The following is a 24,961-nucleotide window of genomic DNA, read 5'->3' as shown; positions in this document are numbered from 1 at the left end:
AGTTGTATTGTGCTCTACTTTTTTGTGAGTAGAGCACCTCTTTTCCGCTCTTTATGAGCCTCTAATCTCTAAAATTAAGAATAAGTAATGAATTTTAAATTATTTGGCAGTGCATTGATTTTATCTGGCACGGCACTTGGCGCTGGAATGTTAGCGATTCCAATGGTATTAGCGCAATTTGGTCTGTTTTACAGCACGTTACTGATGCTTGCTATTTGTGCAGGCACAACATATTCAGCTTTGCTATTGACAGAAGCATGTTCTAAAACAGAATTAGCTTTTGGTATTAATACCGTTGCGAATAGAACTTTAGGTAAGGGTGGCCAAGTGGTCACCAATATTTTGTTTTATTTGCTGCTATTTTGTATGTTAATTGCCTATATTTTAGGAGCTGCTGACTTAATTAAGCGTATCTTCTCAATGTTTACTATTGAGATGAGTATTGAAACGGCTCAAATTGGTTTTACTCTTGTCGCTAGTGTATTTGTGGTGTGTGGTACTCAAATAATCGATAAGTTAAATCGTGTTTTGTTTTTGTTCATGGTTTCAATGCTTGCGATTACATTAGTGATACTAGTCCCTGGTATTTCAGTAGATAACTTAACGCAAGTAACGAATACAGATAAAGGAATGCTGCTTAATACCAGCACTATTTTATTTACTAGTTTTGCCTCTATGCCAGTTATCCCATCGCTTGTTGCGTATAACAAAGAAGCGACAAGTAAACAGCTTAGAAATATGGTTATTTTAGGATCAATCATTCCTCTTATCTGTTATCTCGTTTGGTTGTATGCCGTTGTCGGTAACCTAAATGCGGATGATATTACGCATTTTTCTAATATTTCAGATTTAATCCAAACCTTTAGCGCTAAGAACGAATACATTGAAATCATTCTTTCTGTTTTTACATCATTAGCCTTATTAACATCATTCCTAGGTGTGGCAATGGCACTTTATAATCAAAATAAAGATATGATTTCACACAATAAAGTTGTGACGTATGTGTGTACTTTTATTCTTCCACTGCTAGGTGCCAGTCTTGCTGCTGATCAGTTCTTGTCAGTATTGGGTTATGCAGGGGTGATCTTAGTATTCCTCGCTATTTTTATTCCATTAGCGATGGTTATTGCTTTAAGAAAGAAAGTAAAAGAGGAAGATAACTTAATGCCTCATACTTATCAGGCCGAAGGCGGAAAATTTGCACTAGGCTTAACATTACTTTTTGGACTGTTGTTATTAATAAGCCAAATTTAATAGAAATTATGATCTAATCCTCTACAATTAACGTAAAAGATAATGTGTTCTTTGTAGAGGGTCAGCAAAATGAAATTTTTAATAATTAGTATCGCTGCTTTATTACTTGCAGCATGTTCAAGTACACCTCCACCAACATCAAACGTAGATAGTGATTGGCAAGCCTTTGGCTATGAAAGAGCAATGAAAGGTTGGATTGTTCAGTCCGAATCAAAATTGGCTAAATTAGCAGATGGCAAAACTGTCAGCGAGGCTAACTATCAAGCATATACAGCAGGTTATAATAAAGGGCAGGAAGAATACTGTGATCAAAGTGCTTACATGCTAGGTGTTGTTGGTAAGCAGTATAATGGCATCTGTGATAAGTTAGATCCGTTCTTCCGCCAAGATTATGTTAGTGGAATGCAATCTACGGCTGGTGGGATGTAATGTAGTTACTTTATATTATTGGATGAATAGATAACAAGAGGGTAAGAGGTATGAGAATAACCTTAATTGTGATGGTTTCACTTTTCCTTGCTGCGTGTTCAAGTACAGCACCATTAACATCTACACAAGACAGTGATTGGGGTACTTATGGTTTAGAAACTGGCCAAAAAGGCTGGAATTTTGAATCTAAAGAACAAATAGTCGAGCTTTTAGATGGCAAGGAGTTTAAAGCCTCTAATTATGATGCGTATGTTGCTGGATATCAGAAAGGATTGCAGGGATATTGTGAGCAAGACGCGTTTGAGTTAGGAACTAAAGGCGGAGTTTATACTGGAGTTTGTGACAGTATAAATAAAGAGTTCAAATATGAGTACTTACGAGGTAATAACTCGACTAAAAGAGGCATGTAATGTCTTTCTGATTACTTGTTAATTGATAAAAAAATGGCGGATAATTATCCGCCATTTTTATATGAAGATTTAAATTAGAGAACTTTAACGATATTAAAGCGGCCCATCTTTTTTAAAATAGGTAAAAAATCTTTGTTTACTTCTAGCATGACTTTTTTAGCTTTACTGTAAGCACTTAATTTATCATTACCATTACCATGAGAGAATAAACGACTCTTTGGTTTATATTCGCCATCAACGATCTCTTTCCAGCGAACAATATAATAATCAGTGGTGCGAACTTCGCCAGAGTGTAGGGTGCGTTTTTTTGTGATGATATCAGGCTCAAGGCTGTGTGGTAGGCGTTCAAATAGACTTGGGTAGTTAAGCACCATGCTCCAACAATTGCCCCATAGCTCTTTACCAACTTTATTTCGTTGTTTAATCGCTTCTTTTAAGGCTTTTTCTCGGCCTTCTTTTAGGCAGCCAACAGAGCGGTTGTACATACCATCATCAGGAGTATGTATGTGGATTTTGACGCAATTAAATGAATGAGAAATAAAGCGATGCTCGCTGTCCATTCCTGTCCATTCAGCTCGTAATTTCTGTGCTCTTGGGGAAAGAGTATGTTTTTTCTTATTCATAATTGAAATGTACTAATTATTTGCATAACGGCATTATTGCAGTAACTGATTCATTTGTTAATAGTAAAGGTGCTTTATTCACCAATTTATTGCATATATTTAGTATAGGAGATGTAGCGGGGAAATGGAGAAATAAAAAGAGGGCGATATACGCCCTCATTATCAAGTAACTACAGTTAAAGTATGTGCTTTTAGCAGATAACTTTAATTGCTAAACCACCTTGAGAAGTTTCACGGTATTTAGCGTTCATGTCTTTACCAGTCTCAAGCATTGTCTCGATAACTTTATCAAGAGAAACACGAGGAGCTGATGAACGACGAAGCGCCATACGAGTAGCGTTGATTGCTTTAACTGCAGCAATACCGTTACGTTCAATACAAGGTACTTGTACTTGGCCTGCAACAGGATCACACGTTAAGCCAAGGTTATGCTCCATTCCAATTTCAGCAGCCATACAGACTTGCTCAGGGCTTCCACCCATCAATTCAGCAAGACCAGCAGCAGCCATAGAACAGGCAACACCCACTTCACCTTGGCAGCCTACTTCAGCACCAGAGATTGAAGCATTTTGCTTATAAAGACCACCGATAGCGCCTGAAGCTGCGAAGTAACGGATGTAATCTTTCTCAGTTACTGTTTGAATAAACTTATCGTAGTAAGCTAAAACAGCAGGGATGATGCCACATGCGCCATTTGTTGGAGCAGTAACAACACGACCGCCAGCTGCGTTTTCTTCGTTTACAGCAAATGCATACATGTTTACCCAATCAACGACTTCCATTGGATCTTTAGACGTTTTTTCAGAAGTCAGTAGTTGTTGACGAAGTGCCGCAGCACGACGAGGTACACGTAGAGGCCCAGGAAGAATACCTTCAGTGTTCATGCCTTTCTCCATGCAATCACGCATGGTTTTCCAGATCTTAGCGAAATAAGTACGAACTTCATCTTCTGCAAGAATCGCGTGTTCGTTTTTCATCACTAATGTACTAATAGATAAGCCGTTTTCTTTACATAAATCAACAAGTTCCTCTGCAGTATTAAATGCGTAAGGTACTTGAATTGATGATTCTACTTCTTTACCGAAGTGTTCTTCATCAACAATAAAACCACCACCGATAGAGTAGTATGTTTTAGAGTAAACAACGTCGCCATCAACCCACGCATGTATTTGCATACCATTTTCGTGAAGTGAAAGGTTAGATGTGTGGAAATTCATTCCACCGTCTTTTGGAAATTCAACCGTATGGCAATGCATGCCCACAGGTAAGCGCTCTGTTTCTTCAACACGAGCGATGAAGCCCGGAATAGAGTCAATATCTACGTGTTCTGGCGTGTTACCTGCCAGACCCATAATGATAGCGATATCAGTATGGTGACCTTTCCCTGTCAGTGATAATGAACCGTAAACATCAACAGTGATTTTAGTGATATCACGCAGTTTGCCCATGCCACGTAAATCGTCGATAAACTCTTTACCTGCTTTCATTGGACCAACGGTGTGGGAGCTAGAAGGACCAACTCCGATTTTGTAGATATCAAAAACACTAATCATGTTATTACCTCGAATAAGCCCCCAAAAAAGGGGGCTTTATTATCATTATTATTAACTTCGTGTAACTAATGCTTATAAGGATTTATAAACTAGTTATTAAAGAGCGCCGTAGATTACAGAAGTAATCGCCGCAACACCACATAATGCTGTAAAGATTTGCACAGGTGCTGAAGTTTTGTACTTAGCCATAGCAGGTACTTTACGCATAGCAAAGATAGGTAGCAGGAATAGGATAGCTGCAATCATCGGTGCGCCCATTGTTTCAATCATTCCAAGGATGCTTGGGTTGATGATAGAAACGATCCACGTAGTAATAACGATGAAGATAAGTGAGAATTTCTCAAGCTTAGCAACTGGAGCATTTGAACGAGACTTAGCTAGACCAACAAGACCTTCATGAGCACCAAGGAAGTGACCGAAGTAGCTTGAAGTAATCGCAGCGAAAGCAACGATTGGGCCCATGATAGAAATCATTGGAGATTCATGAACGTTAGCTAGGTAAGAAAGAACAGAGATGTTTTGTGCTTGCGCTTGTGCTAGTTGCTCTGGAGATAAAGAAAGAACTACAGAGAAAACGAAGAACATTACAAAGCTCATTAGCATCATAGCTGCACCACCAGTGATCATGTCAGTTTTACCAACTGCATCTTCACCGTAAACGCGGCGTTGTTCTTTAGCAAACTGGCTAATTACTGGGCTGTGGTTGAAAGAGAACACAATAATTGGAATTGCTAACCAAACAACAGAAGGCATTGAACCCCAATCAGGAGAAACAGACATCATAGATGTGTTCCAACCAGGAATTAAGTAAATAGATAATGCCATTAGGATGAATACAAGAGGGTAAACCATTGCTGATGTTGCTTTCAGCATTAGTTCTTTACCAAATACAACACCACATGTCATCAGAGTGATAAGAACACCTGAAAGCAACCAGCGTGGAATTGATTCCATACCTAGCTGATTAACCATGAAAGAGTCTACTGTGTTTGTAATACCAACACCGTAAATAAGTACAATTGGGTAAATCGCGAAAAAGTAGGCAAAAGTGATTAGGTTCGCGCCTGTCTTACCAAAATGCTCTTCTACTGTATCAGTAATATCTGCATCTGGGTTCTTAGCAGAAAGAACGAAACGAGCTAAACTTTTGTGTGCAAACCAAGTCATTGGTGCAGCGATTAATGCAAGGATAACTAGAGGCCAAAAACCACCAGCGCCAGCTTTGATTGGAAGGAATAAAACACCAGCACCAACAGCGGTACCGAATAGGGAAAGACACCAAGTGAAATCTTTATAAGTCCACTTTGCTTTTTTTGCACTTGTAGATGCAGTATTAGTTGTTTGCATAATTTTTCTCTTAATTTTTAGAACAGGAATTTTGGGAACGGCGCTATTGTCGTTATTTTGGCGAGAAAAACTTTGACCCAGATCGGATAATGAAAAAAGATGAACGGAGATCGGAAAATAATTGATAATGATCACAATAGATGTAAATTTGATATTAGTAAAACTTATCAATAATGCTAATTTTTCTAAGTTGAAATGTAATTCATAGAGTGAATGATTTCGGCTGTGATACCCCAAATGAGTTTTTTCTCAAATGGGATAAAAATTAGTTCGTACGTATGTTTTTTGTTAAAAACTTTGTGCTTCGTCGTATTTATTGGGTTAAGTAGATGGATGAGTGGTGCTTCAAATGTGCTACTAACCTCACCGTAATCGATTGCGGTGGTATAATTTTCATCAATGATAGCAATGATAGGGGTCACTTTATAACCGGATATTGTTGGTATAGTGTTAAGTTTTACTAATGGTTTGATCTGCGAGGCTTGAATGCCTATCTCTTCATTTGTTTCACGAATAGCGGTATGAATTAGGGATAAATCAGAGGGTTCAACCTTGCCTCCAGGGAAACTAATTTGCCCTGGATGGTGACGTAAATGTGACGCTCGTTGAGTTAAAATTAGGTGCAAACCAGAGGGTCTTTGAACGAGGGGAACAAGGACCGCAGCAGGTTTAAAATTGTCATTTTGAAAGCGAGGGTGAGCGAGTAATTCTTCGCTGTAAGAATTCGGCTTATTTAACAATAAATGAGGAAGTAAATGTGTATCCATACGCCGGATCCTTAAATTTAAAATTACAATATAGGAAGAATTTTGCTCAATTTATGCAAGGTCTCTTGATATTCTAGTTCAACTTGACTGTCAGCAACAATGCCACCACCAGCAGAAGCATATAAAGTCTCTTCATACGCAATTAAGGTTCGTATGGTGATACTGGTATCCATTGTGCCGCAACGGCTTATATAACCAATACTGCCACAATATAAGTTACGACGATGTGGTTCTAACTCTTCAATAATCTCCATAGCCCTAATTTTTGGAGCCCCAGTGATTGATCCTCCGGGAAAAGAAGCACTCAATAAATCACTAATAGTATAGTTGTCATCTAATTCGCCAGTAATTGTACTTACTAGATGATGAACGGCAGGAAAACTTTCAATATCAAATAATTTAGGCACTTTTACCGATCCAGGCTTGGATACTCGTCCAATGTCATTACGCAGTAAATCCACAATCATTAAGTTTTCAGAACGATCTTTAGCGCTATGACGAAGTATCTCCGCTTCTTTAGCATCTAATTCAGGGTCATTTGAGCGAGGGCGAGTCCCTTTAATGGGCTTTGTTTCTATTTTACGCTCTCTAACTTGTAAAAAACGCTCTGGTGATACTGACAATATGGCGACCTCAGGTGTTCTAATAAAAGCAGAGAAGGGAGCGCCATTTTGAGTCGCTAATTTTTGATACGCTTGCCATTCAGAACCTTGGTATTGAGCATGAAAACGTTGTGCAAGGTTAATTTGGTAGCAATCTCCTGATTTTAGATAATCTTGAATCACAGTGAATTTAGTCGCGTATTCGTCCTCTGTCATATTTGATTGCCACTCAGAGGACAAACTAAACTCTGTTTTATCTTCTTTTATAGCGAAAAATTGCTGTAACCAAGCAAGACGATTACTCCCTTGTGGTTGTATTAAAGTGAGTGTCGACGCTTTATGATCAGCAATTAGAGTCCAGTCATAGATCCCAACGGCCATATCAGCGGTTGGAATATCTTGCTCTGCTATATTAGGAATAGATTCCACTCGGCGGCCCAAGTCATAACTGAAGTAACCTAATGCCCCACCAATAAAAGGGAAGCCTTCTATAGAGTGGCAATGAGGCGTTAAGCGTTCTTGATAATGAGCAAGTAACTTAAAAGGGCAGGCTTCACTGGTTACAGGTTGTTTACCCACAACGTTAATTCTGGTGACGTTATGATGCGTCTGTAATGTTGCGATAGGGTCAGCAACTAAAATATCATAGCGATTATCGACATGATCTTTTGCTGACGAGTGCAATAACATCGCCCAAGGTTGGCTTTCAATAGCTGAAAAATAATCAACCACAGAAGAAGAGTGATAATCAAGTTGGGTGATGAGTAAGTTTGCATCTAATTGATTGTTCATTTTGAGTTTTATAACCAGAATGTGATGAGCAACGATAGCCTTGAATGGAGAGCAAGAGTATCATACTGCAAGTTCTAAAAGAAAATAATAGATGGCGAATGCTCACGTCATCATATAAAAACATACATACTTTACACGCCATGGAAGCATATATATAAGAGGGTCTAATGATGACTGTTGGTAAAGAAACTATCATCCGTAATGAAGATGTGATCAGCTCAGTTGCTGATGCATTGCAATATATTTCTTACTATCATCCACTTGATTTTGTTCAAGCGTTAGAAAAAGCATATCACAGAGAACAAAGCCAAGCTGCGAAAGACGCAATCGCTCAAATTTTGATAAATTCACGTATGTCGGCAGAAGGGCGTCGTCCTATTTGTCAAGATACGGGGATCGTAACCTGTTTTGTTAATATAGGTATGAACGTTCGCTGGGAAGGCGATATGACCGTCCAGCAAATGATCGATGAAGGTACACGACAAGCGTATCTTAATCCGGATAATCCGCTTCGAGCGTCGATCTTATCTGATCCTGCAGGCAAACGTATTAACACCAAAGACAATACACCGTCGGTTGTGCACATTAATATGGTACCTGGCGATAAAGTGGAAATTCAAATCGCAGCAAAAGGCGGCGGTTCTGAAAATAAAACGAAAATGGTGATGTTAAATCCATCAGATGATATTGCTGAGTGGGTAGAAAAAAACTTACCGTTAATGGGCGCTGGTTGGTGTCCGCCTGGTATGCTAGGAATAGGTATCGGTGGTACAGCAGAAAAAGCGGCAGTATTAGCAAAAGAATCGTTAATGGGACACATCGATATTCAAGAATTAATTGATCGTGGTCCAGAGAATGCAGAAGAAGAGCTTCGTCTTGATATCTTTAATCGAGTAAATAAACTGGGTATTGGCGCACAAGGCCTTGGTGGTTTAACTACGGTTGTTGATGTGAAAATTAAATCAGCACCGACTCACGCAGCTTCTAAACCTGTATGTATGATCCCGAACTGTGCAGCGACTCGTCACGTTCATTTTACTCTTGATGGTTCAGGTCCTGCAGACTTACAACCACCAAAACTAGAAGAATGGCCAGATATTACTTGGGAAGCTGGTGCAAACACTCGTCGTGTGAATCTAGATACGATTACAAAAGAAGAAGTACAAGAGTGGCGAACTGGTGAAACGGTTCTACTAACAGGAAAAATTTTAACTGGTCGTGATGCCGCACATAAGCGCCTTCAAGGTATGATTGAAAGTGGTGAAGGCTTGCCTGAGGGTGTTGACTTTAATGGTAAATTTATTTACTACGTTGGTCCAGTTGATGCAGTACGTGATGAAGCCGTTGGTCCTGCGGGGCCTACAACCTCAACGCGAATGGATAAATTCACCGATATGATGCTTGATACTGGCTTAATGGGCATGATTGGTAAAGCAGAGCGTGGTCCAGCAACCGTAGCTTCTATTAAAGAGAAGAAAGCCGTGTATTTAATGGCGGTTGGTGGTGCTGCTTATTTAGTTGCTAAAGCGATTAAAAAAGCGCGTGTTGTTGCCTTTGAAGAATTAGGAATGGAAGCAATTTATGAATTTGATGTTGAAGACATGCCAGTCACGGTAGCTGTTGATTCAACAGGTGCTAATGCTCATCAAATTGGTCCTGATACTTGGAAAGTAAAAATAGCTGAAATGGAATAATCGAGTTTTAGGTTTTTCTATAATTTAAGAAAGCACTCATAAATTGAGTGCTTTTTTTATACTTGTATTTTTAATGTTAACTATTTAAGTCTAAACTGAGTTAATATGTTGTTGATATTGTGTGATTTAGATTGTTCTTGGAGAGGGTATGAAGCATAAGATTGTTGCCGTAATGATGTTGTTATTAGTTGGTTGTACAGCTTCGCAATCTGAAGTAAAAGAAAAAAATGCCGATGATTGGTATGAGTATGGTGAGCAGAGAGCGAAAAATGGCTTTTTAGTCCAAGAGAGAGAAGTATTAGAGGAGGTAAACTCAGAAGATACGATTACGGGAGAGTTCTATAATGCTTATAGCCAAGGACATTCTTCGGGTGCTGTGATCTATTGCTCTCAAAATGCCTATATTTTAGGGCTCAGTGAAGCACCATATTTTGGTATTTGCGATCAAATTACACCTGAATTTCGTACAGAGTATGAAAAAGGGAAAAATCATAAAAAAGAATAAATAAGAATGTTTTTATAACTTATTATTCTTATTGACTGGATGACGATAGGAATATAAGTAATAATTCTTTATATACAATTGTTTATATAATCAAATCTATTGAGAACATAGCGATAGTTTGGTTGATTATTACCATTACAAGGAACGGTTTATGTTCAAAAAAACGATGGTAGCGACGCTGTTAAGTTCAACTCTTCTCATGGGGTGTGACAAGCAAGCGCCTGTGATTGCAGAGCCTGAATCGCGTCCCGCTAAGATAATGACCGTCAGCGTTGGCGATCATGAAACTTCTCGCTTATTTCCAGCTCAAGCAGAGGCTGGAGATAAAGCAGTCCTTGCCTTTCGAGTTCCGGGACAGCTTAACAGTTTAGATGTCCATGCGGGACAATTGGTGACAAAAGGGCAGCTGTTGGCAACAATAAATCCTGATGAGTACCGTTTGATCCAAAAACAAGCGCAAGCACAATATCGATTGATTGACGTACAATATCAACGAATTAAAAAGCTACGTAAAGATAAAGTCGTTTCAGAACAAGATTACGACAGCGCAGTAGCTAATCGAAAAACAGCCAAAGCTACATTAGATCAAACTAGTGCCAACTTGAGTTATACCCAATTAATCGCGCCTTATGATGGTACGATTTCATTACTACCTTCTGAAAACTTTGAATACGTAACAGCAAAGCAATCTATCATGCATATTCAAACCAATGATATTTTGTATGTTGCTTTTCAGCTTCCTGACTATCTATTACAGCGTTTTAGTTTTGCTGAGGTTTCTGCTTCAGTTACCTTCGATTCGTTCCCTACTGTTAGCTTTCCTCTAGAATTTGAAGAAATTGATACAGAAGCAGACAGCAAAACCTCAAGTTATACCGTAAAAATGAGCATGCCAAGACCTAAAGACTTAGGCATATTACCGGGAATGTCAGGCCAAGTGAAAGTGACTATTCCAAAAGGTGGCAGTGAGAAGCTTCCGCTTTCAGCGATTGAACAAGATGGCGAGACTACTTATGTATGGCGTGTTTCTGAGCAAGGTATCGTTGAGAAAGTTGCGATAGAGTTGAATGAAAAACGACAAGTAATTTCGGGACTTAATGATTCTGAGCAAATTGTTTCTTCAGGCATTTCTGGATTAGAAGAAGGAATGAAAGTGCGTAAATGGGTTAAGGAGAGAGGGCTATAATTATGCAGAAATTAATGAAATTATCCTTACTTTCAACTGCGATATTGCTGACTGCTTGTAGCCCTGCGCCTATGGATACAGAAATAGAGGTCCCTAATGTTATTGTTAAAGATATTAATTCAGGCTTAGTTAGTGACAGTCTCTATCTTCCTGCTGTGGCGACAGCGGCCGATCGTTCTCATTTAAGTTTTCGTCTTTCGGGTGAAGTTAAAGAGTTGAACGTTCGTGCTGGTGAAACCGTTAAAAAGGGTCAAGTTCTTGCGGTGTTAGATAAAACGGATTACAACATTGATGTTGATAATGCCCGAGCACGTTATACCGTAGCGAACAGTCAATACAGACGTTCAAAACCGTTAGTTGATAAAGGGTTACTTGCAAAGTCACAATTTGATGAGTTAGCTGCACAGCGTCAAATTGCATTGGCAGATTTAGAGTTGGCGAAACTTCGTTTGAGCTTTACTGAATTAAAAGCGCCAATTGATGGAATTATTTCACGAGTTAGTGTTGAACAATTTGAGACAATTCAAGTTGGTCAGCAGATAGTGAATATACACAATCGAAATGAAGTAGATATTATTGTTCAAGTGCCAGATAAATTATATTCAAAGCAACCGAACCAAGGGGTTATTGAGCAAATCAAAGCCTCAGTACGTCTTGATAGTGGAGTGTCTTACGACGCAAAGGTTAAAGAATATACGACAGAGCCAGATCCAGAATCGGGCGCTTATCTCGTTACCTTAACGATGCCAATGCCAGAAGATCAATTTATTCTAGATGGTATGGCAGTAGAAGTAACCACTGAACAAAGTTCGTTAAATGTAGGCAGCCAATTTGGACTTATTATCCCGATTGAAGCTGTATTTAATGAAGACGGTGATGAGATTGACCAAAAAGAGAAATACGTTTGGATAATTGATTCTGATAATAAAGTAAGGAAACAAAAAGTAACAACAACGAAAGCAACCTCGTTTGGGTTACGAGTTGTCGATGGTGTATCAACTGGAGATCGTATTGTTATCGCAGGTGTTTCACGCTTACGTGATGGTCTAGAAGTGAATATCATCAATACGGAGGAGAAATAATGAGTCAAGAAAAAGGAATTGCGGCTTACTTTATACAAAATAAAGTCATTAGCTGGATGTTGACTCTGATCTTTATGATTGGTGGTACATCTGCTTTCTTTGGTTTGGGGCGATTAGAAGACCCTGCCTTTACCATTAAAGATGCCATGGTAGTAACCAACTACCCAGGTGCAACCCCTGAACAAGTGGAAGAAGAGGTTACTTATCCTTTAGAGAAGGCGATCCAACAATTAACTTATGTTGATGAAGTTAATTCGCTTTCAAGTCGTGGATTATCGCAAATAACGGTAACCATGAAAAACAATTATGGACCTGATGACCTTCCACAAATTTGGGATGAACTGCGCCGAAAAGTGAATGACTTAAAACGTCAATTGCCACCGGGAGTTGGAGAACCATCTGTTATTGATGATTTTGGTGATGTTTATGGGGTGCTTTTAGCCGTTACAGGTCAAGGGTATTCCTATAAAGAGTTGCTTGATTATGTTGATTATTTACGTCGTGAACTAGAGCTTGTTGATGGTGTAAGTAAAGTCTCTGTATCTGGCGTACAACAAGAGCAAGTCTTTATTGAAGCCTCTTTAAAGCGCATGACAAGCTTAGGTATCTCACCGCAGACGCTGTACAGTTTACTTTCAAATCAAAATACAGTATCTAGTGCTGGTGCAGTCAAGATTGGTTCTGAATACATTCAAATACACCCAACGGGCGAGTTTGAAGATGTATCACAGTTAGGTGATTTAATTATTACCGAAGGCGGCGCACAGGGGCTTATTTATCTAAAAGATATTGCTGAAGTAAAACGTGGTTATGTTGAAGTACCGAGTAATTTGGTTAACTTTAATGGTAATTTTGCCTTGAACATGGGTGTTTCATTTAGTGCTGGCGTTAACGTTGTCGAGATCGGGAAACTCGTTGATCAGCGAATGTTAGAGCTGAAAGAGCAGCAGCCAATCGGCATTGATATTTCAGAGATATATAGCCAACCAAAAGAAGTAGATAAATCAGTAAGTGGCTTTGTGGTCAGTCTTGGGCAAGCCGTTGCTATCGTTATCATTGTACTATTGTTCTTTATGGGGGTTCGCTCAGGCTTATTGATTGGACTTATCCTGTTATTAACGGTATCGGGTACTTTTGTTTTCATGAAGTACTTTGCAATCGACTTACAACGTATTTCATTAGGCGCTTTAGTTATTGCCTTAGGGATGTTGGTAGATAATGCCATTGTGGTGGTCGAAGGTATTCTCATCGGTATGCAAAAAGGCCGAACGAGAATGCAAGCGGCAACCGACATTGTCACGCAGACAAAATGGCCACTGCTAGGTGCGACAGTTATTGCGGTAACAGCGTTCGCTCCAATAGGTCTATCTGATGATGCAACGGGTGAGTACTGTGGAACGCTGTTTACCGTTCTACTTATCTCACTGATGCTGAGCTGGTTTACTGCTATTTCTCTCACACCATTCTTTGCTTCTTTGTTTTTTAAAGAAACAGTACAAAATGAAGAGGAAAGCTTAGAAGAAAAAGACCCATATAATGGGATGATCTTTGTGATCTACAAGCGTTTCCTTGAGTTTTGTATGCGCTATTCGTTAGCAACCATGCTTATCTTGGTTGTTGCGCTTGGCGGTAGCATGTATGGCTTTACGAAAGTTAAACAGTCTTTCTTTCCATCTTCAACCACGCCAATCTTTATGGTTGATGTATGGATGCCTGAAGGTACGGATATTCGCTCAACTAACGACACATTAAAAGAGTTAGAAGAATGGATACTAGAGCAAAAACATATTGAACATGTAACGACGACAGCCGGTAAAGGCTTGCAACGATTCATGCTGACTTACGCACCGGAGAAGAGTTACGCCGCTTATGGCGAAATTATGACAAGAGTTGATGATTATCAAGCTCTACCGGATTTAATGGCGAAGTTCCGTCTGCACATTGAAGCCAACTATCCTCAAGTCCAATACAAATTGAAACAAATTGAATTAGGTCCAGGTGGTGGTGCGAAAGTTGAAGCAAGAATTGTAGGTGCCGATCCTACAATACTTCGTGGTTTAGCTGCGCAAGTGATTGAAGTGATGCATAACGATTCTGGCGCGACAAACGTTCGTCATGATTGGCGTGAACGTACTAAAGTGCTTGAACCTCAATTTAACGAAAGTCAGGCTCGTCGTTACGGTATTTCAAAAACAGATGTTAATGAACTGCTTGAAATGGCGTTCTCTGGCAAAGCGATTGGTGTTTATCGTGATGGCACAACATTGATGCCTATCGTTACTCGTTTACCTGAAAATGAACGTGTTGATATCAGCACCATTGAAGGGATGAAAATTTGGAGCCCAGCGCTGTCACAATACATTCCACTACAACAAGTAGTATTGGGTTATGACGTAATTTGGGAAGATCCACTGATCGTGCGTAAAAACCGTAAACGTATGTTAACCGTAATGGCAGATCCAGATATCCTTGGTGAAGAAACAGCAGCAACATTACAAAAACGTTTACAACCACAAATTGAAGCGATTGATTTCCCTACGGGTTACAGCTTGGAGTGGGGTGGTGAGTATGAATCGTCTCGTGATGCTCAAGCGTCATTATTCCAAACTATGCCAATGGGTTACCTGTTCATGTTCTTAGTGACTGTGTTCTTGTTTAATAGTGTGAAAGAGTCGGTGATTGTTTGGTTAACCGTGCCATTAGCACTGATTGGCGTAACCAGTGGTCTACTCTTGCTTAATACCCCATTTGGCTTTATGGCACTACTTGGCTTCTTGAGTTTAAGTGGCATGCTGTTGAAAAACGGCATCGTACTACTTGATCAAATTGAGATAGAAATACATTCAGGAAAAGAACCCTACCATGCAGTAGTTGATGCCGCATTGAGTCGTGTTCGTCCGGTTTGTATGGCGGCGATCACTACGATTCTAGGTATGATCCCACTATTGCCAGATACCTTCTTCAAACCAATGGCCGTAACCATTATGTTTGGTTTAGGTTTTGCAACCGTACTGACCTTGATTGTGGTTCCTGTGCTGTACCGCATGTTCCATAAAATTAAAGTCGTCGAATACTAAAATAGACGCATAGAATAAATGTTCAAAAGCCCATATTAGAATATCTAGTATGGGCTTTTTTTGTGATATTCTATCTGTATCAATCTGGATAATACAAATGCAGTCCACATATTAGGAACAGTAAATGAGCCAATTAGATCAACAAGCAATGGACAAAATCGTAAATTCTCATGAAGAAGAGCGTTTTACTTATTTTATGAAAGAAGTTGTCGCTAATCGTGAGATTTGGATTTTGACTGATGAGCACGGTTGTGTGATGTTGAATACCGAAGAAGAAGATTGCGTTCCTGTATGGCCAAATAAAGAGTTTGCAGAAGCATGGGCAACAGGCGAATGGGATGTATGTAAAGCTGAATCTATCTCTCTAAACAAATGGCACAGCCGTTGGACTACAGGTCTTGAAGATGATGAATTAGCGGTTGTTGTATTCCCTAATCAAAATGAAGAAGGGCAAGTATTGTTCCCTGACGAATTTGATTTTGAATTAACAAAACAAGAAAGAAAGCGTTAATATTGAATTAATATAAATAAAAATGGCGACCCATTTAGGAGTCGCCATTTTTGTAAGTAAAAACGATATAAACTGAATTAAGCAGATAACATCTCTTGATATCGAGCTAAACCTTGCTCTAAATCTTCAATCAAATCATCCACATCTTCTAATCCAATATGTACGCGGATCAACGTGCCTTCAAATTGAGGATGAGCAACGGTTCTTAATGCATTAAAGCTTTTTGGCTCATTTGCTAAGATCAAACTTTCAAATCCACCCCAAGAATAACCCATACTAAAATGACTCATGCCATCAAGCAGTGCCGTTGTCGCTTTGCTATCAGACTGTTTTAATACAAAAGAGAACAAGCCATTACAGCCTTTAAAATCACGTTGGTAAATATCATTACCTGGGCAGCTTTCAAGTGCAGGGTGACGAACATGATCAATCAGTGGGTGCTCTGCTAACCAATTAGCAACTTTAATACTGCTTGCTTCATGCTGCTTTAGACGAACGCCCATAGTACGTAAACCACGCATAGCAAGATACGCATCATCAGGTGAAATACACTGGCCCATTAAGTAGCTTTGCTCACGCAGTTGATCCCAATGCTTTTCATTCGCTACTGCGGTACCAAGCATCACATCAGAATGACCAACAATGTATTTGGTTGCCGCTTGAATTGAGATATCAACGCCATGATCAAACGGTGAGAAGTTCACACCCGCAGCCCAAGTATTATCAAGCATAACCACAATGTCAGATTCATGCGCGATACGAGCAAGTAGTGGTACATCTTGCACTTCCATCGTGATAGAACAAGGCGATTCAGTGAATAGCACCGTGGTATTTGGTTTAATTAAATCACGAATGCCTTCACCAATCATTGGATCGTAATAGGTAGTTTCAATCCCCATTTTCTTCAAGATGGTGTCACAGTAATCCCGAGTCGGTTCATAGCAGCCATCGACCATTAAAATATGATCGCCCGTTTTTACAAAACATAAAATCGCATTGGCAATCGCAGCCGTACCACAAGGATATAACGCACAGCCTGTACCACCTTCGAGCTCAACCATCGCATCTTGTAGGGCGAAGTGAGTTTCAGTGCCACGGCGCCCATAAAATAGTGTTTGTTTTGCGCGGTTTATCATGGCGTGCGTTTTTTCAGCAACGGTATTAAATACCACGGTAGAGGCGCGTTGAACCGGTGGATTTACCACGCCTTTTGTCCATTTTTTACTGCGACCGGCGGTAACGTATTTGGTCTCTAATTTATCTGACATCTGAATCCATTCAATAATAAGTAAATAATATCTCCATAAAGCCAAAGTGAAGGCAAAATATCAAGGATTAAAACGAATTCCGGTCGAATAAATTTTTATTGCTGCTAAAATTACCGCATCTATCTAAAATGTTGAATAAAAAACAAGAGTTGATTAAAAATGCAACAGAATGAATTTGAAACACTAGTTAAAGAGTTATGCCAAAAAGAAAACCTTCCTCAAGTGCTAGAAGCATTAAAAGCATGCGAAGACCAAGATATTGTTGATGCAGCACAATCGTTAGCTGGTCAATTCCGTCTTGCTGAAGTTGAAGGCGAGCAACGTATTTATCATGTATTTAATGATGAAGACGAAAATGGCGAAGCGCAAGAGCTTGCAGAGTGGATCATGAACGAAGGTGACGACGTCATTAAATTCGTTGCTTGGTTCTTCTATGCAATGTTCGACATCAAGCAAAAAGAAACGTACCAAGCCGCAGGTAAAACTTACCAGCAGCCAAAGCGTTCTTAGGAATAGTTCATACTTTTTAAAGCCAATAATTAGTTTTATTGGCTTTTTTATCAATTAATTAACGTATTCTCTTCTTTTTTCTATTCGCCTACCTACAAAGTATGATGCAAGTCTCGATTTTACTGTAACGTATAGTTACTTATTGCAGAAATTGTCTTAGATCAAAAAGTTATTAACCTTATCAATGTTACAACATAATCAGTTCTTAAAATTTATATAAATTATATTGGAGTTGGTTATGAGTGCATTTTTTATCCCTAGCGTAAATTTAATGGGTGCTGGTTGTCTTGCTGAGTCAATGGATAGCATTAAATCTCAAGGCTACAAAAAAGCGTTAATCGTGACTGATAACGTATTAGTCGCTATCGGCATGGTAAAACAAGTTTCTGATTTATTAGCTGAGCGCGGCGTAGAAGTTGCGGTGTTTGACGGTACTCAGCCAAACCCAACCATTGGTAACGTAAACGCAGGTCTTAAAATCCTACAAGAAAATCAGTGTGACTTAGTTATCTCCTTAGGTGGTGGTTCTCCACATGATTGCGCTAAAGGTATTGCGTTAGTTGCCGCTAATGGCGGTGAAATTGCAGATTACGAAGGCGTAGATCAATCGCCAAAACCTCAAATGCCACTTGTTGCTATTAATACAACTGCAGGCACGGCATCAGAAATGACGCGTTTCTGTATTATTACTGATGAAGCTCGTCACATTAAAATGGCTATTGTTGATAAACACACCACGCCATTAATGTCAGTAAACGATCCTGAATTGATGCTTGCTAAACCGGCATCATTAACGGCAGCAACAGGTATGGATGCATTAACACATGCAATCGAAGCGTATGTATCAATTGCAGCAACACCTGTGACTGATGCGGTAGCGATTAAAGCGATGGAATTGATCCAAGCGCATTTACGTACCGCAGTAGAAGATGGACAAAATCTTGAAGCTCGTGAGCAAATGGCGTATGCACAATTCATGGCGGGTATGGCATTTAACAATGCATCTTTAGGCTATGTTCACGCAATGGCGCATCAATTGGGTGGTTTTTACGACCTTCCACATGGGGTATGTAATGCAATCCTTCTTCCTCATGTACAAAGCTACAATGCTAAAGTATGTCCTGAGCGTTTAAAAGACGTAGCAAAAGCAATGGGCGTAAATGTTGAAGGCATGACCAATGAAGAAGGTGCTCAAGCGGCATTGGATGCAATTAAAGTGCTATCAACTGACGTAGGTATCCCTTCTGGCCTGACAGCGCTGAATGCAAAAGAAGAAGATTTCGATACGCTAGCTGAAAATGCATTGAAAGATGCGTGTGGTTTTACTAACCCAAAACAAGCAACGCATGAAGAAATTGTGAGCATTTTTAAAGCGGCTATGTAATCGCTTATTTATAAAAGTATTAATTAAGTACGTAAAGGTCTAACATTTGTTGGGCCTTTTTTTTGATTCTTGCATATTTGCTAGGTATGCTTATGATCTTTTTATCTGATTAAATCGTAGAAGGTCTGATCTTCTCATTGAAAAAGGCAGTAAATCAGCATGGCAAACGTAAGAGCTCGTATAGAATTAAAAGTAGGGCAAAGAAGCAATATCCCTGCAGAGATGCTTTCATTTGAAGGGTTAGAGACTGAAAAAGAGCATGTTGCTGTTATCTTTAATCATGCAGATAAGAATCAAACATCGCCTCTGGTTCGCATGCATTCAGAATGTCTAACAGGGGACGTATTTCACTCATCACGTTGTGATTGCGGTGAGCAGTTAGAAGAAACTATTAATCGTATGTCTGAAAGTGGCGGTATTATTTTATATCTTCGCCAAGAGGGACGTGGTATTGGTTTGTATAATAAACTGGATGCTTATGAGCTTCAAAGCCAAGGCATGAATACCTATGAGGCTAATAACCACTTAGGTTTTGGTGATGACTTACGTGACTTTAAAGAAGCAGCTCAAATGCTTGAAGCGTTAGGCCTTTCTAAGATTAAATTAGTCACTAATAACCCAAAGAAAATTGAAGACATTCAAAACTATGGCATCGAACTTGAGTCTGTGGTTAATACGCATGCACATATTAAACAAGGCAATGAGCATTACTTGAAAGCTAAGGCTGCTCATGGTCATAAACTTGATTTAGATGAATAAACTATTATTTAGATAATGACTTGAAAGTTGTAATTTAAGAGCCTCATCACTTGATGGGGCTTTTTTGTATCTATAGCTCAATATCAAATCTAAATGATAAATATTTGCATTCCTATTTGTTTTGGGTATATTACGCGAATAAAAATTATTATCATTAATAGATTCTTACAGATTTTACTTAATGGTTTACATATTCTATTCATTTGCTCAACAAGGACGATTTATGAACCACGTCAAATTTGCTCGAAATATCATTACAGTATCACTTTTTGTATTACCGACTTTTTCTTATGCAGCAACAGAAGCGGATGTGGTAGAGCATTATGCTGACATTGCACACGCGGTATACAGTGATTCACTAACGACAGCTCAGCAACTTGATAAAGCCATTCACACTTTTTTAAATAACCCATCTGAGAAAGGCTTACAAACGGTTAAAACAGCATGGAAAGCAGCGCGAGTACCTTACCAACAATCAGAAGTGTTCCGTTTTGGTAATGCGATAGTTGATGATTGGGAAGGGCAATTAAACGCATGGCCATTAGATGAAGGCTTAATTGATTATGTGGCTGATGATTATCAATATGAATTAGGTAATGATGGCGCTAAAGCAAATATCGTTGCTTCTACCTCAATCAAAATTGGTGCAGAAACTCTGGATGTGAAAAGCATTGAAGCGGATAAATTGGCTGATCTTAATGAGCTTGGTGGTTCAGAGGCAAACGTAGCAACAGGTTACCATGCGATTGAGTTTCTTCTATGGGGCCAAGATCTAAATGGCACGAATGCAGGGGCAGGTGAGCGGCCATATACCGATTATGTTATTGGATCTGTATGTACTAATGGAAACTGTGAGCGTCGTGCTGAGTATTTAAAATCGGCTTCTGAGTTGTTAATTAAAGATTTATCTTGGATGGAAAAACAGTGGAAAGAAGGTGAGAAAAACTACCGAGCTGAGCTGCTATCTGAGTCTTCAACACAAGGTTTACGCAAAATGTTGTTTGGCATGGGTTCATTATCGCTAGGTGAACTGGCTGGTGAGCGTATGAAAGTAGCATTAGAAGCAAATTCTACCGAAGATGAGCACGATTGTTTCTCTGATAACACGCACAACTCTCATTATTATAATGAGCAAGGTATCTATAACGTTTACACAGGTACTTATACGCGTGCTGATGGCTCTCTATTATCTGGCCCAAGTATCCATGATCTTGTTGCTAAAACAGATAAAAAAGCAGCGAAAGAAATTAAACAACAATTTGATGCAACGCGCACTCAAGTTGGTACGTTAGTGTCAGCGGCTGAAAAAGATAACCAACATTTCGACCAGTTGATTGCATCAGATAATGCAGCGGGTAATGCATTGGTAAACAAATCAATCATGTCACTAGTATTGCAAACGGCATCCATTGAGCGCGCAGCAAATGTGATTGGTATTACAAGCTTAAACCCTGATACCGCGGATCACGAATTTTAATTCTAAGAAAAAGCAGTAGTAGTAATATACCAACCTAAAAATATAGGTATTAGCTCGACCACTTCTCTCGATGTAGTGGTTGAGCTATTTTGTTTTTTAATGATGATCAGGATGTTCGATATTATGAAACCCGCAATGCTTGGAGCAATAGCTTTACTTTCAACGCTTTCTTTCTCTGCTTCTTCAAATAACACTTCTATGGATATCGCGTCTGGTGGTAAAACGAGTGTGAAGAAGGAGGGCCAAAACGCATTTTCTTTACCCGCCGCAAATCTACCTATGAGTAAGCGGTTAGATTTTAGTGTCGGTAACAGTTTTTTTCGTAACCCTTGGGTACAAGCTCCAGCGTCTACTGATGCTAGAGATGGTCTAGGTCCTCTGTTTAATACGAATGGTTGTCAGAATTGCCATATTAAAGATGGCCGAGGTCATGCGCCAAGAGAAGGTGATACAAATTCTGTGTCTATGTTGGTGCGATTAAGTATTCCGGCATTAACGCCTGAGCAAAAAAGGCGTGTCATTTTAGAAGGGGTGATCCCTGAGCCTATTTATGGTGGTCAGTTGCAAGACTTTTCACTGTCTGGAGCAAAACGAGAGGGGCAAATCCATATAACTTACACATCATTACCGATTACGCTTGCTGATGGTGACGTTGTCACGTTACGTAAGCCAAATTTATCAATCACAGAATTAGCGTATGGAGATATGGCAGATAATGTATTGATGTCTGCACGTATTGCGCCGCCAATGATTGGTTTAGGGTTATTAGAATCTATCCCTGAATCAACGATTTTAGGGTTTGCTGAGCAACAGAAACAAGAGAACAACGGGATTTCAGGTAAAGCTAATCAAGTATGGGATGCTAGGGCTCAAGAGTTAGCATTAGGACGTTTTGGTTGGAAAGCAGGACAACCAACACTAATGCAGCAGAATGCCGCGGCGTTTAATGGTGATTTAGGCTTAACCAGTAATATGTTCCCTAAAGATGATTGTACTCAAGCTCAAACTGTTTGTGAAAAACTGCCTCATGGCGGAACTCCAGAAGTGAGTGATAAGATTTTAAATTTTGTTGAATTCTATTCACAACATTTAGCCGTGCCTATTCGTCGAAATGTTCAAGATCCTCAAGTCATTAAAGGGCAAGAGTTATTTAAAGATATCGGTTGTGAAAGTTGTCATAAAACGAATATTAAAACAGCAAAAATTGAAGGCAGACCGGCGTTATCTGATCAGGTAATTCATCCTTATACGGACATGTTACTTCATGACATGGGACAAGGTCTGTCTGATAATCGACCAGAGTTCTTAGCTAATGGTCAAGAGTGGCGAACACCACCGTTATGGGGGCTTGGTTACACACAAGAGGTGAATGGCCATACTGAGATGCTACATGATGGTAGAGCTCGAAATGTACTAGAAGCTGTTTTATGGCACGGCGGTGAAGCACAACAAGCGCGAGATAAAGTCGTGCAGTTATCAACACAAGATCGTAATGCGTTATTGGCATTTTTAGATTCGTTATAAGGTGTAAGTAATGAAAAGTATTTATCTATTGTTAAGCAGCACGGTGTTACTGACTGCCTGCCAAAGTACCAATGAAGCTAATCAAGTTCCTAACGCAACCAATATGATTGACCATGTTTATTATATTGAACAACAATCAGCCCAACGTTTACTTGAATCTAGCCAACGATTGGCTGAGAGTTTTGAAGGGTATTGTTCGAATCAAACAACAAAAGAACCGGTGGTTATGCAATGGCAACAAACCATGCAATCGTGGATGGCGTTGCAAGGTCAAGAGAGAGGTCCAGAAGCAGCATTGAGCTTAAATTGGAATATTCAATTTTGGCCTGATAAGAAAAACACCACTGGACGAAAAATGTCTCAACTGTTGAAAAAAGGTCAAACTTGGAATAGTGAGTTGATCCAACAACAGAGTGTGACGACCCAGGGTTTAGGGGCGGTGGAGTGGTTATTATTTGATCCTGCATCGACGTTGCCAGCAGAAGAGTCGTGTCAATTAGGTCAAGCTATTACTGCCAATTTGGCGCTTAATACGAAAAAAATGGCTCAAGCATGGCAGGTAAACCCATGGACACAGTTAGATGAAACCATGTGGTTAAATGAATACATAGCATTGCTTGCTAATCAACTTGATTACAGTATGAAAAAGCTCAGTCGTCCGTTAGCAAAAATAGGGCAGCCTAGACCTTATTTTTCTGAATCGTGGCGATCAGAAACGTCTCTAATTTGGCTTAAATATAATGTAATGGCTATGCGTGATCTTTATTTAGCAAATGGTGTTGGGCTTAATCGTTATTTACAAGAGCAAGGACACTCAGACTTAGCTGAAAGAATAGAAGACCATTTTAACTCTACGTTAGAGACATGGCCTGAGTCGTCATCACTATTTGCGGAATTACAGACCAAATCTGGTTATCAAAATACCTTGGCTTTGTACAATAAATTAGAATATTTGAAATACCTGATCCATGAAGAAGTTGCTATCGAATTGGACATTGCTATAGGGTTTAATGCAACTGATGGTGATTAATAATCAAAGACGAAAATTATTGAAAGGCAGTTTTGGGGCGGTTGCATTATCTCCTTGGTTAACAGCGTGTTCGTCGGTCTCGAATTTAGATAAAAAAGCGGCTTTAATCTCTTGCTCCCGAACGGCTAATGGTCGTTTTGGCGCAGTGGTGGCTGACAGTGAAGGTTATCCAATCCATTCTGTCCCTTTACCAGAAAGAGGCCATGGTGTTGCGATTACGCCTAATGGTGACTTGGCGGTTGCCTTTGCGCGTCGTCCGGGTAATTACATGCAACTGTTTAATATAAAAACCGGTGTGAGCTATTCCATTATACCATCTATGCCTAATCGATATTTTTATGGGCATGGGGTGTTCTCTTCTGATGGCTTAACACTTTATACGACAGAGGGAGAGAAAGAGACTAGCCAAGGCGTGATTGGTGTTTATCAATTGCAAGGAACTCAATTAATAAAAATGAAAGAGTTCTCAGGGTTTGGTATTGGCCCACATGAGGTGATTCGTGTTGATGATACAACTTTAGCGATTGGGGTTGGTGGGGTTCATACTAAAGGTAGAGTACCTATTAATTTAGAATCAATGGAACCTGCCTTAGTTTACTTATCTACAGAAACGGGGGAGGTACTCGAATCGGTTGGTTTGCCTGATCATAAATTGAGTATTCGTCATTTATCATTAACCCATGATGGACGCGTATTATGTGGACAGCAATATCGTGGGGAGCCAGAAGATGGCGCGCCACTGGTTGCCGTGCATCGACGCGGAGAGCCCTTGAAGCAATTAAATGCAGAGCCTGAACAGTGGCTCCGTTTTAATCATTATATTGCCAGTATTGCTGTTCTTGGGGATCATGTTGTAGCAACGTCACCAAGAGGTAATTGTTATGGGGTATGGAACCTAAAGACTAATCAGTTAGTTGAGATTACCTCTTTAGCTGATGCCTCTGGAGTGGTGGCTAATAAGCGTCATCATGGCTTACCACAATGGCATATTAGTTCAGGTACAGGAAAGGTGATCCACAGAACGGAAAATGGAGAAGTGACAAGCCAGCAAACCAATGTCATGTGGGACAATCATTGGAGCCAGATCCCATTCGCTCATAGTTAGTGTTTTACCCATAAGAAATATCTGAATTCCCCTTAAATAACAGCCGTGGTATTCTTAGCGTAATTATTTTAG

Annotated in this window: 22 protein-coding genes; 16 read left to right on the top strand and 6 right to left on the bottom strand. The window is 39.6% G+C overall.

Annotated features, from left to right (window positions below; translation table 11 throughout):
- Positions 1–87 precede the first annotated feature (87 nt).
- The 3 genes from ED622_RS13955 (at position 88) to ED622_RS13945 (ending at position 2,093) form a co-directional block, all read left to right on the top strand.
- A complete protein-coding gene (locus ED622_RS13955) occupies positions 88–1,254 on the top strand; it encodes an amino acid permease (RefSeq protein ID WP_122035025.1) in 1,167 nt (388 codons plus the stop codon).
- A 69-nt stretch (positions 1,255–1,323) separates the two neighbouring features.
- Positions 1,324–1,683, top strand: a complete 360-nt coding sequence (locus ED622_RS13950) for a DUF2799 domain-containing protein (protein WP_122035022.1) — start codon at positions 1,324–1,326, stop codon at positions 1,681–1,683.
- Positions 1,684–1,733: 50 nt separating this feature from the next.
- Complete coding sequence (locus ED622_RS13945) at positions 1,734–2,093, top strand: DUF2799 domain-containing protein (protein WP_122035020.1); 360 nt, start codon at positions 1,734–1,736, stop codon at positions 2,091–2,093.
- Positions 2,094–2,167: 74 nt separating this feature from the next.
- Here the strand turns inward: ED622_RS13945 and ED622_RS13940 are convergent, their stop codons facing one another.
- The 5 genes from ED622_RS13940 to pabB all read right to left on the bottom strand — a co-directional run bounded on the left by ED622_RS13940 (position 2,168) and on the right by pabB (position 7,777).
- Positions 2,168–2,716: a hypothetical protein gene (locus tag ED622_RS13940; protein ID WP_122035018.1), complete on the bottom strand. Its 549-nt coding sequence runs from the start codon at positions 2,714–2,716 to the stop codon at positions 2,168–2,170.
- Positions 2,717–2,907: 191 nt separating this feature from the next.
- Positions 2,908–4,269 (bottom strand): L-serine ammonia-lyase, encoded by a 1,362-nt coding sequence (locus ED622_RS13935; RefSeq protein ID WP_122035016.1) that lies wholly within the window; start codon positions 4,267–4,269, stop codon positions 2,908–2,910.
- 96 nt (positions 4,270–4,365) lie between these two features.
- Entirely contained in the window at positions 4,366–5,616 is a 1,251-nt protein-coding gene (locus tag ED622_RS13930) for an aromatic amino acid transport family protein (RefSeq protein ID WP_122035014.1), read from the bottom strand.
- Between the two features lie 185 nt (positions 5,617–5,801).
- On the bottom strand, positions 5,802–6,383 hold the full coding sequence (locus ED622_RS13925; RefSeq protein WP_122035012.1) for a CoA pyrophosphatase: 582 nt from the start codon (positions 6,381–6,383) through the stop codon (positions 5,802–5,804).
- A 23-nt stretch (positions 6,384–6,406) separates the two neighbouring features.
- On the bottom strand, positions 6,407–7,777 hold the full coding sequence (gene pabB / locus ED622_RS13920; RefSeq protein ID WP_122035009.1) for an aminodeoxychorismate synthase component I: 1,371 nt from the start codon (positions 7,775–7,777) through the stop codon (positions 6,407–6,409).
- 167 nt (positions 7,778–7,944) lie between these two features.
- Between pabB and ED622_RS13915 the strand changes: the two genes are divergently transcribed.
- The 6 genes from ED622_RS13915 to ED622_RS13890 all read left to right on the top strand — a co-directional run bounded on the left by ED622_RS13915 (position 7,945) and on the right by ED622_RS13890 (position 15,832).
- Complete coding sequence (locus ED622_RS13915; protein ID WP_122035007.1) at positions 7,945–9,471, top strand: fumarate hydratase; 1,527 nt, start codon at positions 7,945–7,947, stop codon at positions 9,469–9,471.
- Between the two features lie 148 nt (positions 9,472–9,619).
- Entirely contained in the window at positions 9,620–9,976 is a 357-nt protein-coding gene (locus tag ED622_RS13910) for a DUF2799 domain-containing protein (protein ID WP_122035004.1), read from the top strand.
- A 151-nt stretch (positions 9,977–10,127) separates the two neighbouring features.
- Positions 10,128–11,162 carry an efflux RND transporter periplasmic adaptor subunit gene (locus ED622_RS13905; RefSeq protein ID WP_122035002.1) on the top strand — a complete coding sequence of 345 codons (1,035 nt, stop codon included), beginning with the start codon at positions 10,128–10,130 and terminating at the stop codon, positions 11,160–11,162.
- A gap of 2 nt (positions 11,163–11,164) precedes the next feature.
- Complete coding sequence (locus ED622_RS13900; protein ID WP_122034999.1) at positions 11,165–12,244, top strand: efflux RND transporter periplasmic adaptor subunit; 1,080 nt, start codon at positions 11,165–11,167, stop codon at positions 12,242–12,244.
- Entirely contained in the window at positions 12,244–15,321 is a 3,078-nt protein-coding gene (locus tag ED622_RS13895) for an efflux RND transporter permease subunit (RefSeq protein WP_122034997.1), read from the top strand. Before ED622_RS13900 ends, ED622_RS13895 begins: the two co-directional genes overlap by 1 nt.
- A 148-nt stretch (positions 15,322–15,469) precedes the next feature.
- Positions 15,470–15,832, top strand: coding sequence for a DUF2750 domain-containing protein (locus tag ED622_RS13890; RefSeq protein WP_371413442.1), 363 nt, complete (start codon positions 15,470–15,472; stop codon positions 15,830–15,832).
- Between the two features lie 77 nt (positions 15,833–15,909).
- Here the strand turns inward: ED622_RS13890 and ED622_RS13885 are convergent, their stop codons facing one another.
- Positions 15,910–17,100, bottom strand: a complete 1,191-nt coding sequence (locus ED622_RS13885; RefSeq protein ID WP_122034994.1) for a cystathionine beta-lyase — start codon at positions 17,098–17,100, stop codon at positions 15,910–15,912.
- 159 nt (positions 17,101–17,259) lie between these two features.
- On the opposite strand from ED622_RS13885, the gene ED622_RS13880 reads away from it, so the two are divergent.
- The 7 genes from ED622_RS13880 (at position 17,260) to ED622_RS13850 (ending at position 24,889) form a co-directional block, all read left to right on the top strand.
- Positions 17,260–17,610, top strand: coding sequence for a hypothetical protein (locus ED622_RS13880; protein WP_045101903.1), 351 nt, complete (start codon positions 17,260–17,262; stop codon positions 17,608–17,610).
- Positions 17,611–17,848: 238 nt separating this feature from the next.
- Positions 17,849–18,994 carry an L-threonine dehydrogenase gene (yiaY, locus tag ED622_RS13875; protein ID WP_122034992.1) on the top strand — a complete coding sequence of 382 codons (1,146 nt, stop codon included), beginning with the start codon at positions 17,849–17,851 and terminating at the stop codon, positions 18,992–18,994.
- Between the two features lie 159 nt (positions 18,995–19,153).
- The gene (gene ribA / locus ED622_RS13870; protein WP_122034989.1) at positions 19,154–19,753 is read left to right on the top strand and encodes a GTP cyclohydrolase II; all 600 of its coding nucleotides are present in this window, start codon (positions 19,154–19,156) and stop codon (positions 19,751–19,753) included.
- A 223-nt stretch (positions 19,754–19,976) separates the two neighbouring features.
- Positions 19,977–21,230 carry an imelysin family protein gene (locus tag ED622_RS13865; protein ID WP_122034987.1) on the top strand — a complete coding sequence of 418 codons (1,254 nt, stop codon included), beginning with the start codon at positions 19,977–19,979 and terminating at the stop codon, positions 21,228–21,230.
- A 123-nt stretch (positions 21,231–21,353) separates the two neighbouring features.
- Positions 21,354–22,754 carry a di-heme oxidoredictase family protein gene (locus ED622_RS13860; protein ID WP_122036111.1) on the top strand — a complete coding sequence of 467 codons (1,401 nt, stop codon included), beginning with the start codon at positions 21,354–21,356 and terminating at the stop codon, positions 22,752–22,754.
- 10 nt (positions 22,755–22,764) lie between these two features.
- Complete coding sequence (locus ED622_RS13855; RefSeq protein ID WP_122034984.1) at positions 22,765–23,784, top strand: imelysin family protein; 1,020 nt, start codon at positions 22,765–22,767, stop codon at positions 23,782–23,784.
- Positions 23,765–24,889 carry a DUF1513 domain-containing protein gene (locus tag ED622_RS13850; RefSeq protein WP_122034982.1) on the top strand — a complete coding sequence of 375 codons (1,125 nt, stop codon included), beginning with the start codon at positions 23,765–23,767 and terminating at the stop codon, positions 24,887–24,889. The genes ED622_RS13855 and ED622_RS13850 overlap by 20 nt, the downstream gene beginning before the upstream one ends.
- Positions 24,890–24,961 lie beyond the last annotated feature (72 nt).

Origin of the sequence: Aliivibrio sp. EL58, from assembly GCF_900312675.1 — a bacterium.
In the GTDB taxonomy this organism is placed as follows: Bacteria; Pseudomonadota; Gammaproteobacteria; order Enterobacterales; family Vibrionaceae; genus Aliivibrio.
Note: the sequence above shows the minus strand (reverse complement) of the source record. Positions and strands in the feature narration are given on the sequence as shown.